General features: G+C 71.4%; 13 protein-coding genes. 2 read left to right on the forward strand and 11 right to left on the reverse strand.

Annotation, left to right across the window (positions count from 1 at the left end):
- Positions 1–39 precede the first annotated feature (39 nt).
- From LL946_RS06075 to LL946_RS06120, 10 genes are all read right to left on the reverse strand, one after another.
- Positions 40–795, reverse strand: coding sequence for an SDR family oxidoreductase (locus LL946_RS06075; protein WP_404385808.1), 756 nt, complete (start codon positions 793–795; stop codon positions 40–42).
- A gap of 14 nt (positions 796–809) precedes the next feature.
- A complete protein-coding gene (locus LL946_RS06080) occupies positions 810–1499 on the reverse strand; it encodes a histidine phosphatase family protein (protein ID WP_404385810.1) in 690 nt (229 codons plus the stop codon).
- On the reverse strand, positions 1496–2674 hold the full coding sequence (locus LL946_RS06085) for a phosphotransferase family protein (protein WP_404385812.1): 1179 nt from the start codon (positions 2672–2674) through the stop codon (positions 1496–1498). Before LL946_RS06085 ends, LL946_RS06080 begins: the two co-directional genes overlap by 4 nt.
- A complete protein-coding gene (locus tag LL946_RS06090) occupies positions 2667–3458 on the reverse strand; it encodes an SDR family NAD(P)-dependent oxidoreductase (protein WP_404385814.1) in 792 nt (263 codons plus the stop codon). Before LL946_RS06090 ends, LL946_RS06085 begins: the two co-directional genes overlap by 8 nt.
- A complete protein-coding gene (locus tag LL946_RS06095; protein WP_404385816.1) occupies positions 3455–4723 on the reverse strand; it encodes an acyl-CoA dehydrogenase family protein in 1269 nt (422 codons plus the stop codon). The genes LL946_RS06090 and LL946_RS06095 overlap by 4 nt, the downstream gene beginning before the upstream one ends.
- A gap of 198 nt (positions 4724–4921) precedes the next feature.
- Complete coding sequence (locus tag LL946_RS06100; protein WP_404385818.1) at positions 4922–5278, reverse strand: hypothetical protein; 357 nt, start codon at positions 5276–5278, stop codon at positions 4922–4924.
- Positions 5275–7413: a molybdopterin-dependent oxidoreductase gene (locus tag LL946_RS06105; protein ID WP_404385820.1), complete on the reverse strand. Its 2139-nt coding sequence runs from the start codon at positions 7411–7413 to the stop codon at positions 5275–5277. Before LL946_RS06105 ends, LL946_RS06100 begins: the two co-directional genes overlap by 4 nt.
- Before the next feature lie 4 nt (positions 7414–7417).
- Positions 7418–8230: a crotonase/enoyl-CoA hydratase family protein gene (locus LL946_RS06110; protein ID WP_404385822.1), complete on the reverse strand. Its 813-nt coding sequence runs from the start codon at positions 8228–8230 to the stop codon at positions 7418–7420.
- 19 nt (positions 8231–8249) lie between these two features.
- Entirely contained in the window at positions 8250–9431 is a 1182-nt protein-coding gene (locus LL946_RS06115; RefSeq protein WP_404385824.1) for an MFS transporter, read from the reverse strand.
- 25 nt (positions 9432–9456) lie between these two features.
- Positions 9457–10410, reverse strand: a complete 954-nt coding sequence (locus tag LL946_RS06120) for an ArgP/LysG family DNA-binding transcriptional regulator (protein WP_404385826.1) — start codon at positions 10408–10410, stop codon at positions 9457–9459.
- Positions 10411–10686: 276 nt separating this feature from the next.
- Between LL946_RS06120 and LL946_RS06125 the strand changes: the two genes are divergently transcribed.
- The gene (locus LL946_RS06125) at positions 10687–11658 is read left to right on the forward strand and encodes an NADPH:quinone oxidoreductase family protein (RefSeq protein WP_404385828.1); all 972 of its coding nucleotides are present in this window, start codon (positions 10687–10689) and stop codon (positions 11656–11658) included.
- A gap of 45 nt (positions 11659–11703) precedes the next feature.
- On the opposite strand, the gene LL946_RS06130 is transcribed toward LL946_RS06125, so the two are convergent.
- Positions 11704–12738, reverse strand: a complete 1035-nt coding sequence (locus LL946_RS06130) for a Y-family DNA polymerase (RefSeq protein WP_404385830.1) — start codon at positions 12736–12738, stop codon at positions 11704–11706.
- Between the two features lie 154 nt (positions 12739–12892).
- On the opposite strand from LL946_RS06130, the gene LL946_RS06135 reads away from it, so the two are divergent.
- Positions 12893–14983: an NAD(+) synthase gene (locus LL946_RS06135; RefSeq protein WP_404385832.1), complete on the forward strand. Its 2091-nt coding sequence runs from the start codon at positions 12893–12895 to the stop codon at positions 14981–14983.
- Positions 14984–15074 lie beyond the last annotated feature (91 nt).

Genomic DNA, 15074 nt, shown 5'->3' on the forward strand with positions numbered 1-15074 from the left:
CCGCTGAAGCGGAGCTGAAGCAGCAAGCCGAACCCGGGGTCAGGTGAGCTTGCGGACGATCCCGAGCGGCAGGTGGCGCATCGCCGTGCCGAGCGGCTTCCACGGCCACGCCGGGACGCGCGCCGACTCGACGCCCTTCTCGATCGCCTCGACGATGCCGCGGACCCCGGTCTCGGTGTCGACCATGAACTTCGTCCGCTGCTCGACCTTCTCGTTCATCTCGGAGCGGATGTAGCCCGGGTAGATCGTCGACACGGTGATGTCGAGGTCCGGCTTGCCGCGCATCTCGACGCGGATGCCCTCGGCGAGGTGGGCGATCCCGGCCTTCGTCGCGGCATACGTCGTCACGGTCTTGGGCATCCCGCGCATCGCCGACATCGACGAGATGACGACGAGGTGGCCGCGCTTGCGCGCCCGGAAGATCTCCATCGCCGCCTCGCACTGCGCCAGCGCACCGATGAAGTTCGTCATCGCCGTGGCCTTGTTGGCGGCATAGCCACCGACACCGATGGGCGCGCCCTTCCCCAGACCGGCATTGACGACGACGCGGTCCACGCCACTGAGCTCGGTGTCGAACTCGTGGAACACGCGGAACACCGCGTCGTCGTCGGTGACGTCGAGTGCCTTGACCGCGACGATCCGATCCGGGTGTGCCGCAACGATCTCGGCGCGCAGCTCCTCGAGCCGCTCGGTCCGACGGGCGCAGAGTGCGAGGTCGTGGCCGCGGGCGGCGAGCTGGCGGGCGAGCTCTGCGCCGATGCCGGAGCTGGCGCCGGTGATGAGGGTCGTCGTCATGAGCAGGGCTCTCCTCAGCGGGTGGTGAGCAGGTCGGGGACCCGCTCGAGGTGGGACGTGTCGTTGAACGTGCGCAGGATCGGCCCAGTCGCACCGATGGACAGGGTGGTGAGGGAACCGTTGGCGATGACCCGCTGCAACGACGTCCACACCGGCGCCCCGCCACCGAGGAGGGACGCCGCGACCCACGAGATCGCTCCCGCCGAGCTGACGACGACCGCGGTCTCACCGCGACCGACGTTCTCCGACAGCGACTTCAGCCCGGCGAGCACCCGCTCGCCGAAGGCCGAGAACGGCTCGTCGTAGTCGTCCTCGTGACCGCCGGCGACCCAGCGTTCGGTCGCGACGGCATACATCTCGTCGAAGGCTCGGTACGGACGCAGGGTGCGCGCGAGGTCGGCCTTCATCAGCGCCATCGAGCGATAGGCGGGCTTGTATGCCGTGAGGATCGCGGAGTGCGCGTACTCGTCCCAGGCGCCGTCGGTTTCGACCTCGGTCGACCACCCGGCCTCGCCGACGAGCTCGACGGCGGTGTCGTGCTGACGCTGCATGGAGCCGCAGACGACGCGCGCCGCCTCCACACCGCGCTCGGCGAGCTCGCGGCCGACGGCCCGAGACTGCTCGTGACCGAGGTCGGACAGCTTGTCGTAGTCCTTCTTGCCCCACGAGGCCTGGCCGTGCCGGACGAGGATGATCCGGCTCATCGCCCACCGGTCCCACGCGCGCCGCGACGCGCGCTCCCACTTGCGCTTCCCCGCACGCTCCCACGCGCACTGCGACGTGCGCCCCGACGGTGCCGGCCGACGAGCAGGCGGCAGCGCAGCCCGAGGTAGAGGACGAACCAGCGCATGCGCTTCGCCTGCGGGTTCGTCGTCTCTCCGCGGTAGGTGCGCAGGTAGATCTGCTGGGCGATGACGGCGAGGCGGAACAGCCCGAACACCTCGTAGAACGCCCACCGCTCGGCGTCCATCGGGATCCCTATGCGGTCGCAGTAGTAGCGCACCGCCTCGACCCGCGTCAGCATGCCGGGGGTGTGGGTCGGCTGGAGGCGCAGCGCCCTGGCCACGGGGTCGTCGCTTGCCTGCACCCAGTAGGCCATCGCACCACCGAGGTCCATGAGCGGGTCGCCGACCGTCGCCATCTCCCAGTCGAGGACACCGACGATGCGGGTCGGGTCGTCCTGGTCGAGCACGAGGTTGTCGAAGCGGAAGTCGTTGTGGATGAGGACCTGGCCGACGTCGTCGGGCCGGTTCGCCTCGAGCCAGTCCATGACCCGCTCGAACGACCCGACGTCGGGGGTCCTCGCCTTGCGGTAGCGGGCCGACCACCCGGTGACCTGGCGCTCGACGTAGCCGGGCCCCTTGCCCAGGTCACCGAGGCCGGCAGCCTCGACGTCGACTTGGTGCAGGTCGACCAAGGTGTCGAGAGCGTTGCGGCACAACAGGTTCACGCCGTCCCGAGACAGGCCGAGCGAAGACGGCACGTCCCGCCGCAGGATGGTCCCGACGATCCGCTCCATGACGTAGAACTCCGAGCCGATGACCGACTCGTCGCCGCACCACACGACGATCCGCGGCACGTGCTCGTAGACGTCGCCGAGCGACCGCTGGATGTCGCTCTCGCGGCGCATGTCGTGCGCGCCCTTGGCCTTGGTCCCCCCGGGCGGGCGGCGCAGGATGAGGTCGCGCGTCGGGTAGCGCAGCAGGTAGGTGAGGTTGGACGCGCCGCCCTTGAACTGGCGCACCTCGGGCGTGGCGTCGAGCCCCGGCTCGTCCGGCGCGTTCGCGCGCAGCCATCCCGCGAGCGCGTCGACGTCGAAGGCGTCTTCGTCCCGTACGGGTGCTGCGTTGCTCGGAGCGGACGGTGAGCGCTCAGCCATTGCCGGACTTCCGGGCCAGCTTCTGCCCCGCCTGCGTCGCGAATCGGTTGTATGCCGGCCGCACCAGCCGCTTGGTCCAGTACGCCTGGCGTCCGAGCCGGTCCGTGAGGATGACCCGCTTGTGCTTGTCGATGCCCTTGAGCACCGTCTCGGCGACCTCGTCGGCCGACATCGTCGCCTTGGTGATGAGCTTGAGCGCGGTCTCCTCCATCGCGGTGTCCTTGCCCTGCAGGGACTCGTGGAGGTTGGTCCTGAAGAACGCCGGGCAGACGGCCGAGACGTGGATGCCCCACGGCGCGAGCTCGAAACCCAGGGTCTCGGACAGGGCGACGACCGCGGCCTTGGCGGCGTTGTAGGACGACATGCCGGGGCCGTGGACGAGCCCGGCCAGCGACGCGGTGTTGACGATGTGGCCCGAGCGCTGCTCCTTGAGCAGCGGCGTGAACGTCTGGCAGCCGCGCACGACACCGAGCAGGTTGATGTCGATGACGCGCTCCCAGTCCGAGATCGACTCGACGTCGATCCGGCCGCCGGTCGCGACACCGGCGTTGTTGACGAGGACGTCGAGCCCGCCCCACGTCTCGCGCACGTGGGCGAGCGCACCGTCCCAGTCCTGCTGGCTGCGGACGTCGAGACGCAGGTATGCCGTGCCGTCCGGCACGCTGTCGGGCCGGGTTTCGCTGAGGTCACCGACGAGGACCTGGTCACCGCGCGAGACGAACGCCTTGGCCAGGGCGAGGCCGAGACCGGACGCCCCACCGGTGATGAGGACGCGGCGGCTCATGCGCGGCTCGCCTTCTCGGCGTAGGGGTGGAGCAGGATCCTGGCGACGACCCCGAGGTGGACCTCGTCCGGGCCGTCGGCCAGTCGGAGCGAGCGCGCGTTCGCGTAGGCCGCGGAGAGCGGGAAGTCCTCGGACATGCCGGCGCCACCGTGCAGCTGGATCGCCATGTCGATGACGTCGCAGGCCATCTGCGGCACCGCGACCTTGATCTCGCTGACCTCGCTCATCGCGCCGAGCGCGCCCACGGTGTCGAGCTTCCACGCGGCGTGGTGGACGAGCAGCCGTGCCTGGTTGATCGCGATCCGCGCGTGGGCCAGCCGCTCGCGGTTGCCACCGAGGTTGGCCAACGGCTTGCCGAAGGCGGTGCGGGTGGTCGCACGCTCGCAGGCGAGCTCGAGGGCGCGCTCGGCGAGGCCGATGAGTCGCATGCAGTGGTGGACACGACCGGGTCCGAGACGACCCTGCGCGATCTCGAAGGCACGCCCCGGCCCGGCAATGATGTTGGTGACGGGCAGCCGCACGTCGGTGAGCGAGACCTCGCCGTGGCCGATCGGCTCGTCGTACTGACCGAACGCCGACAGCATCCGCTCGACCTTGACGCCGGGGTGGTCGAAGGGCACGAGCACCATCGAGTGGCGCGAGTGCCGTGAGGCCTCGGGGTCGGTGACCCCCATGAAGATCGCAACCTTGCAGTCCGGGTTGCCGACGCCGGTCGACCACCACTTGCGCCCGTTGAGGACGACCTCGTCGCCGTCGACGACGGCCGTGGCCTCCATGTTGGTAGCGTCCGAGGACGCGACACCCGGCTCGGTCATGAGGAACGCGCTGCGGATCCGCCCGTCGAGCAGAGGTTCGAGCCACTCGGACCTCTGCTCGTCGGTGCCGTACTTGAGCAGCACCTCCATGTTGCCGGTGTCCGGAGCGTTGCAGTTGAAGACCAGGGGCGCGGAGAACGAGCGCCCCATGGCCTCGGCGATCGGGGCGTACTCAGCGTTCGACAGACCGGCACCGCCGTCGGTGCCGAACTGCACGGCATACGGGCCCTCGTGGCCGGCCGGGAGGAAGAGGTTCCACAGGCCCTGCTCGCGCGCCTTGCCCTGGAGCTCCGCGATGAGCGGGTGCCCCGGCCACGGGTCCTGGCCGGCGGCGCGACGGGCCGCGATGTCGGCGGCGATGACCCGCTCGGCCGGCTCGATCTCGGTGTCGACGAAGGCGCGGACGCGCTGCGCGAGGTCGAGCGAACGCTCCGACGGTGAGAAGTCCATACCCCGACCCTAGGTGAGCGGTTGCTTAGGCGGGAAGTGGGATGGCTCACGCGGCCCAGTAGTGCCCTTCGTGCGAGTGCTCGACCCAGTCGGCGAAGCGTTCACCCACGTCGTCGTCCGGTGGAGCGACCGGTGGGGGTGTGGATCCGTATGACGTGTGGCCCGGTGCCGTCGAGCCCGGTCGACTTCACCCTCACGCTAGGTGATGTAGTGCCCGAGCACTTCACGCATGCGTTCCTCCGGCTGGACGCCACGCGGCAGGACTTCCTTGTGCAGACGCTGGATGACGAAGCGCCTTCGTCGATACGCCTTCACCTTCCACGGCCGTCCGTCCGCGGCGACGTCGACGGCTGCATCGAGGACGAAGCCCACGATGCCCCCGACGACCGCGCCCACGATCCCGTCCCCGACGGTGGACCCGCCGCTCCCACCCGGTCGCATGGTCGTGCCCCGGCGAGCGGCCAGCACCTCGAAGCGCCGTCCGTCCCTCGCCTCACCGACGAGACGACGTCGCACGTCGTCCACGATCTCGACCTGCGGCTCGGGCACGCTCATTCGGACAGGGCCGGGGTGACGACCACGGGTATGCCGTTGAGCACTGCGTTGCCCGACACGCCTTCGACGTGGGCCGGGTCGGTGAGGTCGTTCATCGTCACGCCGGGCACCTCGACGGCCCGGCTCAGCCGGACGCCCGGCCGCCGGTGGCCGTAGCCGTGGGGCAGCGAGACGACGCCCCGCATGACCTCGTCGGTGGCGCGCACCTCGACCTGGAGCGAGGACACCTCCGACGTCACCGTGACGACGGAGCCGTCCGTGATCCCGCGCGACGCGAGGTCGTCGGGGTGCATGAGCAGGTGGTGGCGGGGACGCCCCCGGGTGAGCCGCTCGGTGTTGTGCATCCACGAGTTGTTGTCGCGCTGGTGGCGCCGCCCGATGAGGAGCAGGTCGTCGCTCGCGGCGGCCCGGCGCAGGGCCGGCAGCCGCGAGCGCAGGGCGCCGAGCCCGTCGGTGACGACTGCAGGGGTGAGCACGACCCGCTTGTCGGGGGTCCTGAGCCGGTCGGGCAGCCGGGGCTCCAGCGGGCCGAGGTCCACGCCGCCGGGGGTGCGGGCGAGCCTGCGGACCGACAGCCCGCGGCGGCTCGACCTCAGCAGGACGTCGACGGTGAGGCGCGGGGAGGCGCGCAGCCGGGCGACCCGCTTCCACGGCAGCCGCTGGCCACGACGCCGCGCCAGTGCGAGGACGAGGTCGCGCGCGATCTCCCAGTCGTGCCGCTGGTCGTCGCCGCGCGGGAAGAGCGCCGGCGACCACCCGGCCGTGTTGCGCACCGCGAGCGTGTGGAAGATGAGGTCGTAGTGGTCGCGCTCGAGCGGGCCGGTCGGCGGCAGGATGACCTGCGCGTGCCGCGTCGTCTCGTTGATGTAGGGGTCGATCGCGACGACGGCCTCGAGGCCGCCCAACCGCTCCGCGACGCGCGCTCCGGCAGGGGTGGACGACACGGGGTTGCCGCCGATGGTGATCAGAGCGCGGATCGCCGGCCGCGGCCCCGCCATCTCCTCGGTCATCACGGACACCGGCAGCTCGCCGGCGAACTCGGGCAGCCCGCGGACGCCCGAGTACGTCCGGCCCCGGTGCCCGCGGCCGACGAACCCCCGCCCGACGATGTCGATCGCCGGTGTCGAGAACATCGTGCCGCCCGGTCGGTCGAGGTTGCCGGTGATCGCCATGAGGCACTGGATCGCCCACTGGCAGAGCACGCCGAACTCCTGGGTCGACACCCCCATCCGCCCGTGCACCGCCGCCTCCCCCGCCGCCACGTCACGAGCCAGCTCGCGGATCACCTCTGCCGCAACGCCGCTCACCGACTCGGCGAGCTCGGGGGTGAAGTCCGCGACAGCGACCCGCAGCTCGTCGAGCCCGGACACGTGCGCGGCCGGATGCGCCAACCCCTCGGCCAGCACGGCGTTGACCAGGGCCAGCAGGACCGTGGCGTCGGTGCCCGGCCGGACGAAGTGGTGCTCGTCCGCGACCGCCGCCGTCTCGGTGCGCCGGGGGTCGATGACGACGAGCCGCCCTCCGCGAGAACGCAGCTCGCGCAGTCGACCCGGGAAGTCGGGCACCGTCCACAGCGACCCGTTCGACGCCATCGGGTTCGTCCCGACGAGGACGAGCAGGCGGGTGCGGTCGATGTCGGGCACCGGCAGGAGGAACTGGTGGCCGTACATCGCCCACGCGACGAGGTGGTGCGGCAGCTGGTCGACGCTCGTCGCGCTGAAGACGTGGCGGCTGCGCAGGGTCCGCGGGATCGCCGTGACGTGGGTCAGTGCCCCGACGCTGTGCACGTTCGGGTTGCCGAGGTAGGTCGCCACGGCATCGCGCCCGTGGCGCACCTGCACGCCGTGCAGCAGCTCGGCCGCGAGCTCGATCGCCTCGTCCCACGAGATCTCGACCCACTCGTCGCCCACCCGCTTGACCGGGCGCCGCAGTCGGTCGGGGTCGGTGTGCAGGTCCTGCAGCGCCACACCCTTGGGGCAGATGTGCCCGCGCGAGAGCGGGTCCTCGGCGTACCCCTTGATGCTCACGATCTCGGTGCCGCGCAGCGCCACCTCGAGACCGCACGAGGCCTCGCACAGCACGCACGTGATGTGCCGTGTCGTCGTGGGCGCGGTGTCGCCCGCAGAGGTCGTCACTTGGTCACCCTCGCGGGTCGATGCCGGCACGAGGCCTGTATGCCGGCCGCTCCCGTCGCGTGGCGGCGCGTCGTGCCTCGGCGGCGTTGGCGCCCATGAGGAGCCGGGCCTGCTCGAGCCGCTCCCACCGGAACGTGCGGCGGTCGCCGGCCGACCACGTCCGGTTGAAGAGGCGCTTGGTGGCCGCGACGGAGTCCGGGGAGCGCTCGGCGATGGTGGCCGCGAGAGCCAGCGCACCGGCATACGGATCGGGGTTCTCCTCCGTCGCGAGGCCGAGCCGGACCGCCTCGGTGCCCGAGACGGTCTCGCCGGTCATCGTCAGGCGCTTCGCGACGTCCATCCCGACCTGCTGGGAGAGGGCCTGGATGCCGGACATGTCGGGGATGATCCCCCACTTGGCCTCGAGGACACTCCACTTCGCGTCGGGGGAGGTGACCCGGAAGTCGGCCGCGAGCGCGATCTGGAGACCGCCGCCGAGGCAGTGCCCGTGCACCGCGGCGATGACGGGGACCGGCAGCCGGCGCCAGGCCCAGCAGGCCTCCTGGAACGTGTTGGTCCCGCGCCACGGGCGGGGCGCGAAGGCCGCGGCCACCCGCCTCGGGTCCCGCAGGACGGTCGCGAAGTCGAGCCCGGCGCAGAACGCGTCACCCTCGCCCGAGAGCACCACCGAGCGCAAAGTCCGGTCCGAGCGCAGGCGGTGGGCCGTGGCGACGAGCTGGTCGAGGGTGTCGAGCGTGAGCGCGTTGAGCTTGTCCGGGCGGTTGAGCCTGACGTGGGCGACACCGTCCTGGATCCGGGAGGTGACGAGTTCGGTCATCCCCCGAGCGTAGGCCCGGTCAGGCCACCGCCGGACGGGTGTCGGCGCGGTGCTTCATGAGGCTCAGTCCGAGCACGCCCGCACCGAGGACCGAGAGGCCGGCGCCGACCCAGCTCGGCGCGGTGTAGCCGTAGCCGGCGGCGATGACGAGGCCACCGAGCCAGGCGCCGAGCGCGTTGGCCGTGTTGAGGGCGGCGTGGTTGCTCGCCGCGGCGAGGGTCTGGGCCTGGCCTGCCACCTGCATGAGCCGGAGCTGGAGGTTGACGACGAGGATCCCGGCGAGCACCGAGGACAGGAAGTAGAAGAGGATCGCGGTCGGCCACCACTGAGCGGTGAGCGCGAAGGCCACGAGGTTGGCGCCCATGCCGACGCAGCCAATGGTGATCGAGCGCAGGACCGACCAGTCGGCGAGGCGACCGGCGAGCGGCGTGCCGACGAGTCCGCCGATGCCGGAGGCGAGCAGGAAGATCGGCACGGCGCTGGCGTCGAGCCCGGTGACGTCGGTGACGGTCGGTGCGATGTAGCTCGCCATGGCGAACATGCCGCCGAACCCGATGGCGCCGACGAGCAGGGTGAGCGCCACCTGGGTCGTCGCGAAGCCCTTGAGCTCGCGCTTGATCGTGCTCTCGAGGTTGCGCTCGATGTGCGGGATGTAGGTGACGAGCAGGCCGATCGTGAGCACGCCGAGGACCGCGACGAGCCAGTAGGCCGAGCGCCAGCCGTAGTTCTGACCGAGCCACGTCGCACCGGGAACGCCCGCGACGTTGGCGATCGGGATGCCGAGCATGACCCTGCTGACGGCCCGCCCCGCCTGCCCGCGTGCGGCCATGTCCACCGCGACGAGCGCGGCCACACCGAAGAAGGCGCCGTGCGGCATCCCCGCGACGAAGCGGGCCACGAGCAGCCAGGAGTAGTCAGGGGCGAGCGCGGTGCCGATGTTGCCGATGACGAACGCGACCGTGAGGCCGACGAGCAGCGCCTTGCGGGGCCACGTGGCCCCGAGCATCGCGAGGAGCGGGGCACCCACGACGACGCCTGCGGCATACGCGGAGATGCTGTGCCCGGCCGTCGGGATCGAGACCGAGACACCCTCGGCGATCTCGGGCAGCAGACCCATGGTGACGAACTCGGTCGTGCCGATGGCGAACCCGCCGACGATCAGGGCGATGGTGGCTAGGAGGGCATGGCGAGGCTCGGGCACACAGGATCAAGCGATCCGGGAGCCGTCACATTCCCCGGCGCGCACCGACGAGGTCCTGGTGCCGCATCCGCGCCTGCGGTCGCGCCGGGGGTCGGTGCGGCTCGCCGATGGGACGCAGGCCCTCACGGGCCGCCGCGACGACCGCATCGTTGAGCCGCTCGAGACGGTGCGATGGCACCTTCCACACGTGCCAGTGGAGGGGGATGTCGACGACGTCGTCGGAGAGGGTGACGAGGCGGCCCTCGGCGAGGTCGGCGCCCACGGTGTCCTCGGGGACGAACAGCCAGCCCAGCCCCGCGATGAGCGCGGCGCGCAGCCCGGGAGCCGACGGGATCTGCGAGGGCGGCGATGCCGAGGCGACCTCGCGGGCTGCGAGGTAGAGCTCCTGCAGCTCGTCGTTGTCGTCGTAGCGCAGGGCCGGCAGGCGCTCCCAGTCGGGCTCGCCGCTCGGCAGCGAGAACCGTGACACCAGCGTCGGTGAGGCCACGGGGACGTAGCGCATCGTGCCGAGCGGGAAGGAGCGGCACCCCGGCACCTGGGCGCTCTCGGTGGTGATCGCAGCACCGACGGCGCCCTCGCGGAGCAGGGTCAGCGAGTGGTCCTCGTCGACGATGGTGAAGCGGAGCCGGCTGTCGTCCCAGGACGACGCGGCCTCGAGGAGGTGCACGAGCCAGGTGTCGAGCGAGTCGGCGTTGACCGCAACCCGCAGCGTCACCGGTGCCCGGCGGGTGACGCCCAGGAGGTCACGGGACTCGTCCTCGAGCAGCTCGACCTGTCGCGCGAGGCGGACGAGCACGGCGCCTGCCTCGGTCGGCGTGCACGGGTTGCCCCGGCGGACGACGACCTGACCGACGCTGGTCTCGAGCGCCCGGACCCGCTGACTGACGGCGGAGGGCGTGAGGTGCAGCGATCGGGCGGCGAGCTCGAAGCTGCCGGTGTCCACAATCGCCGCCAGCGCTCGAACCTGTTCGAGGTTCATGAATTGATCTCAGCACCGTTCAGGAAGTTTCGTTGGACCGTTGGCCCAAGGTGGTCCTACGTTCAGTGGTGGTCCCGGCAACGGGGCCGGGTCGCCTGACCCAGGAGGACTATCGGAATGACCAACCTCCTGTGCCGAGCACTCGGTCCGCTGCGCCGAGGTCCGGACTGCGGCTCGACCGCAGAGAAGTTGGCGAGGACTCACCGCACCGGCTGGCGGTGAGTCCTCGTCGTCTCGGGCGCGGCGCCGACGGGCGCCCCTCCTAGGATCGGGAGCATGCGCGCAGCCCTCGTGACCCGACTCGACGGACCCGAGGCCATCGAGGTGGCCGACGTCCCCACCCCCGAGGTCGCGGACGGGCAGGTGCTCATCGACGTGGCCGCGGCCGGGGTGTCGTTCCCCGACGTGCTGCTGACCCGCGGTGAGTACCAGGTGAAGCCGCCGACCCCCTTCGTCCCCGGCTCCGAGGTGGCGGGCTTCGTCCGTGTGGCCCCCGCCGGCAGCGGGCTCGGGGTCGGCGACCGGGTGGCGGCCTTCCCGTTCCTCGGCGGGTTCGCCGAGCAGGTCGTGTGCGACCCGGCACTCGTCTTCCCGCTCCCCGACGGCGTGACGTTCGACCAGGGCGCGGCCCTGCCGATGAACTACCTCACCTGCCACTTCGCGCTCCGCACGCGCGGCCGGCTGGCCGAGGGCGAGAAGGTGCTCGTGCACGGCGCCGCCGGCGGCATCGGCACCGCGGCGATCCAGCTCGCCAAGGCGTGGGGAGCCACGGTGTATGCCGTGGTGTCGGACGCCGCCAAGGCGGACGTCGCGCGGTCGGCCGGAGCCGACGAGGTGGTGCTGGCCGACGGGTTCAGGGAGGCGGTGGCCGAGCTGACGTCGGGGCACGGCGTGGACGTCGTCGTGGACCCGGTGGGTGGCGAACGGTTCACCGACTCGCTGCGGTCGCTGGCCCCGCTCGGTCGGATCCTCGTCATCGGCTTCACCGCCGGCGGCATCCCCGAGGTCCGCGTCAACAGGCTGCTGCTCAACAACATTGACGTCGTCGGCGTCGGCTGGGGCGCGTACTGGACCGGGGTCGGCGGCCCGGGATTCGTGCGACGGCAGTGGGACGACCTCGTGCCGCTGCTCGAGACCGGCCGGCTCGACCCCGTCATCGGGTCGGTGCGCTCACTCGACGAGGTGGCGGTCGCCCTCACCGACATCGACGAGCGCCGCGCCACCGGCAAGATCCTCCTCACCCCCTGACGTCACCCCCTGACGTCGCTGACCTGAAGCGCTCGAGGCGCGGGCTCAGTCCGGGGTCGGCAGGGCGAGCGACACGCCCACCATCGCCACACCCCTTCCGTCCTCCTCGTATGCCGTCCGCCCCAGTGCCGCGAGCGCCGCACCCACGAGGACGGTCCGGTCCCTCGTGGCCTCGTCGAGGGCGCCTGGCTGGATGACGGTGTGCTGGTCGTCGTAGCGGAGGTGCACGTCGAGCCGGGTGGGCGCACGGGGGTCGTCGGCGAGCCGGTCCATCGCACGGATGACGTTGTCCCGCAGTGCTTCCTCGACCAGCGAGCGCTGCCTCGTGGCGCGGCCCAGCGATCGCATCGAGGAGATCGACTTGCGCGGCCCGGGGAGGCGGATGGTCGCGTCGTCGACCCCGTCGCGGATGGCGACGAGGTTCCTGGCCATCGCCTTGGCCACCGTGCGCTCGACGAGTCCCTCGACGCTCCACCCCGCGAGGTCGGCGACGTGGACGATGCCGGCGTCGTGGAGCTTGGCTGTCGTGGCCGGCCCGACGCCCCAGAGGTCGGAGACGGGCAGCCGCGGGCGGACCCGCGCCTCGGTCTCCGCGTCGACGACGACGAGCCCGTCCGGCTTGGCCCGGCGCGATGCGAGCTTGGCGAAGAGCTTGGCCCGGGCGACACCCGCCGAGACCGGCAGACCGAGCTCGCGCCGGGCGCGCTCGCCCAGCGCCGCGGCGATCCGCCCGGCCTCCTCCACCGACCCACCGTCGAGGGCGGACACGTCGAGGAACGCCTCCTCCATCGAGCCGGGCTCGACGAGCGGCGTGACGTCGCGGAAGAGCGCCATGAGGTCGGCACTCACCGCCTCGTAGACCGCACCCCTGAAGTCGGCCACGACGAGATCGGGCCAGCGCCGCAGGGCTGGGCGCAACGGCATACCGGCATGGACGCCGAGCGCGCGGGCCTCGTAGCTCGCGCAGGCGACCACCTGCGGACCGACGACCACTGGCCGACCGCGCAGGTGCAGGAAGTCGCGCTGCTCGACCGAGGCGAAGAACGCGTCGGCGTCGGCGTGGATGAGCACGTCGTCCACGCTCCCACCGACCTCCGACACCTGCGGTCCGGTGGTGTGCAGTGCTGCACCGGACCGCAGCAGTGCACAGCACTGCCTGTGCTCTGCTGCGGTGGAGCGCAGCAGTGCACAGCGCCACACGAGCACATCGTCCGCGCTCTGACAGACTCGGCGCATGGACTTCCGCAACGCCTACGCGCACGGGTTCGCCCGGGTCGCCGCCTGCACCCTCCCCGTCGTCATGGCCGACCCCGCGAGGAACGCAGAAGCCACGATCGAGCAGGTCCGCCGGCTCCACGACGACGGCGTCGCGGTCGCTCTCTTCCCCGAGCTCGGAGTGAGCGGCTACGCGATCGACGACCTCCACATGCAGGACGTCCTGCTCGAGGAGGTCGACCGGGCCATCGTCACCATCGCGGAGGCCACCGCCCAGCTCACCCCGATCGTCGTCGTCGGCGCACCCCTGCTCATCGGCAACCGGCTGCTCAACTGCGCCGTCGTCATCCAGGGTGGCGAGGTCATCGGCGTCGCACCGAAGTCCTACCTGCCCAACTACCGCGAGTTCTACGAGAAGCGCTGGTTCGCCGCCGGCGACGACGCGGTCGACACCCTCGTCAACCGCCCGCACTGGCCCGGCGCCGACGAGGACGGCGACATCGCCTACGGCACCGACCTCCTCTTCGAGGCGACCGACGTCCCAGGCCTCACCGTCCACGTCGAGATCTGCGAGGACATGTGGGTCCCGGTGCCGCCGAGCCACCGCGCCGCCCTCGCCGGCGCGACCGTCCTGCTCAACCTCAGCGCCTCCCCCATCACCGTCGGTCGCGCCGACGACCGTCACCTCCTCGCCCGGTCCGCGAGCGCGCGGTGCAACGCGGCCTACCTGTATGCCGCCGCGAGCGAGGGCGAGTCGTCCACCGACCTCTCGTGGGACGGCATGACGATGGTCTACGAGATGGGCGACCTGCTCGGCCAGAGCGAGCGCTTCCCCAGCGGCCCACAGGCCACGGTGGTCGACGTCGACCTCGACCGGTTGCGCCAGGAGCGGATCCGGCAGGGCAGCTTCGACGACAACCGCCGCGTCGAGGGCATCGGCGAGCCCGGCGGCGAGTCGTTCCGCGTCATCGCCCTCGAGCTCGACCCGCCCACCGGCGACATCGGGCTGCGCCGCAAGGTCGACCGCTTCCCGTTCGTCCCCGACGACGAGGCCCGTCTCGCCCAGGACTGCTACGAGGCCTACAACATCCAGGTGTCCGGGCTGGAGCAGCGGCTTCGAGCCATCGGCCAGCCCAAGATCGTCATCGGCGTCTCCGGCGGCCTCGACTCGACGCACGCGCTCATCGTCGCGGCCAAGGCGATGGACCGGCTCGCCCGTCCCCGCACCGACATCATCGGCTTCACGATGCCGGGCTTCGCGACGAGCGAGGGCACCAAGTCCAACGCGATCCACCTCATGGAGTCGCTCGGCATCACCTTCGAGACCCTCGACATCCGGCCCGCCGCGCAGCAGATGCTCAAGGACCTGGGCCACCCCGCGGGCGACGGTGAGGAGGTCTACGACGTCACCTTCGAGAACGTCCAGGCCGGCCTGCGTACCGACTACCTCTTCCGCGCGGCCAACCAGCGCGGCGGCATCGTCCTCGGCACCGGCGACCTGTCCGAGCTCGCGCTCGGTTGGTGCACCTACGGCGTCGGTGACCAGATGAGCCACTACGGCGTCAACACCGGCGTCCCCAAGACGCTCATGCAGCACCTCATCCGGTGGGTCGTCTCGTCCGGGCAGTTCGAGGGAGAGGGCAGCAAGGGCGACTCCGTCAACGACACCCTCACCGAGATCCTCGACCAGGAGATCAGCCCCGAGCTCGTCCCGACGAAGGAGGGCGAGAAGATCCAGTCGACCGAGGACTCGGTCGGGCCCTACGCGCTGCAGGACTTCACGCTCTACCACGTGCTCCGTCGGGGCTACCGGCCGAGCAAGATCGCCTTCCTCGCCCAGCACGCCTGGTCCGACGCGGCGACCGGGGACTGGCCGGCGGGCTACCCCGAGGGTGAGCGGCCGGCATACGACCTCGAGACGATCCGGCACTGGCTGGAAGTCTTCGTCAGGCGCTACTTCTCCAGCCAGTTCAAGCGCAGCGCGCTGCCCAACGGACCCAAGGTCGTCGCCGGCGGCACGATGTCGCCTCGCGGCGACTGGCGTATGCCGTCCGACGTCTCGGCCGCGGCGTGGCTCGCCGAGATCGAGCGCAACGTCCCGACCGCCTGAGCCCTGACCGGCCCCCTCGCCGACTCATTGCCCGAGAACCACCCAGTTCCGCCGGTTTGCGGATGATCTGGGTGGTCCTCGGGCAAGAGGT

The sequence above is a fragment of the Knoellia locipacati genome, from assembly GCF_044791685.1.
Lineage (GTDB): Bacteria > Actinomycetota > Actinomycetes > Actinomycetales > Dermatophilaceae > Knoellia > Knoellia locipacati_A.

Bases quoted from the DNA above. Each gene is read 5' to 3' on its own strand.
- LL946_RS06075 (WP_404385808.1), bottom strand. From the start codon at position 795: ATGACGACGACCCTCATCACCGGCGCCAGCTCCGGCATCGGCGCAGAG.
- LL946_RS06080 (WP_404385810.1), bottom strand. From the start codon at position 1,499: ATGAGCCGGATCATCCTCGTCCGGCACGGCCAGGCCTCGTGGGGCAAG.
- LL946_RS06085 (WP_404385812.1), bottom strand. From the start codon at position 2,674: ATGGCTGAGCGCTCACCGTCCGCTCCGAGCAACGCAGCACCCGTACGG.
- LL946_RS06090 (WP_404385814.1), bottom strand. From the start codon at position 3,458: ATGAGCCGCCGCGTCCTCATCACCGGTGGGGCGTCCGGTCTCGGCCTC.
- LL946_RS06095 (WP_404385816.1), bottom strand. From the start codon at position 4,723: ATGGACTTCTCACCGTCGGAGCGTTCGCTCGACCTCGCGCAGCGCGTC.
- LL946_RS06100 (WP_404385818.1), bottom strand. From the start codon at position 5,278: ATGAGCGTGCCCGAGCCGCAGGTCGAGATCGTGGACGACGTGCGACGT.
- LL946_RS06110 (WP_404385822.1), bottom strand. From the start codon at position 8,230: ATGACCGAACTCGTCACCTCCCGGATCCAGGACGGTGTCGCCCACGTC.
- LL946_RS06120 (WP_404385826.1), bottom strand. From the start codon at position 10,410: ATGAACCTCGAACAGGTTCGAGCGCTGGCGGCGATTGTGGACACCGGC.
- LL946_RS06125 (WP_404385828.1), top strand. From the start codon at position 10,687: ATGCGCGCAGCCCTCGTGACCCGACTCGACGGACCCGAGGCCATCGAG.
- LL946_RS06135 (WP_404385832.1), top strand. From the start codon at position 12,893: ATGGACTTCCGCAACGCCTACGCGCACGGGTTCGCCCGGGTCGCCGCC.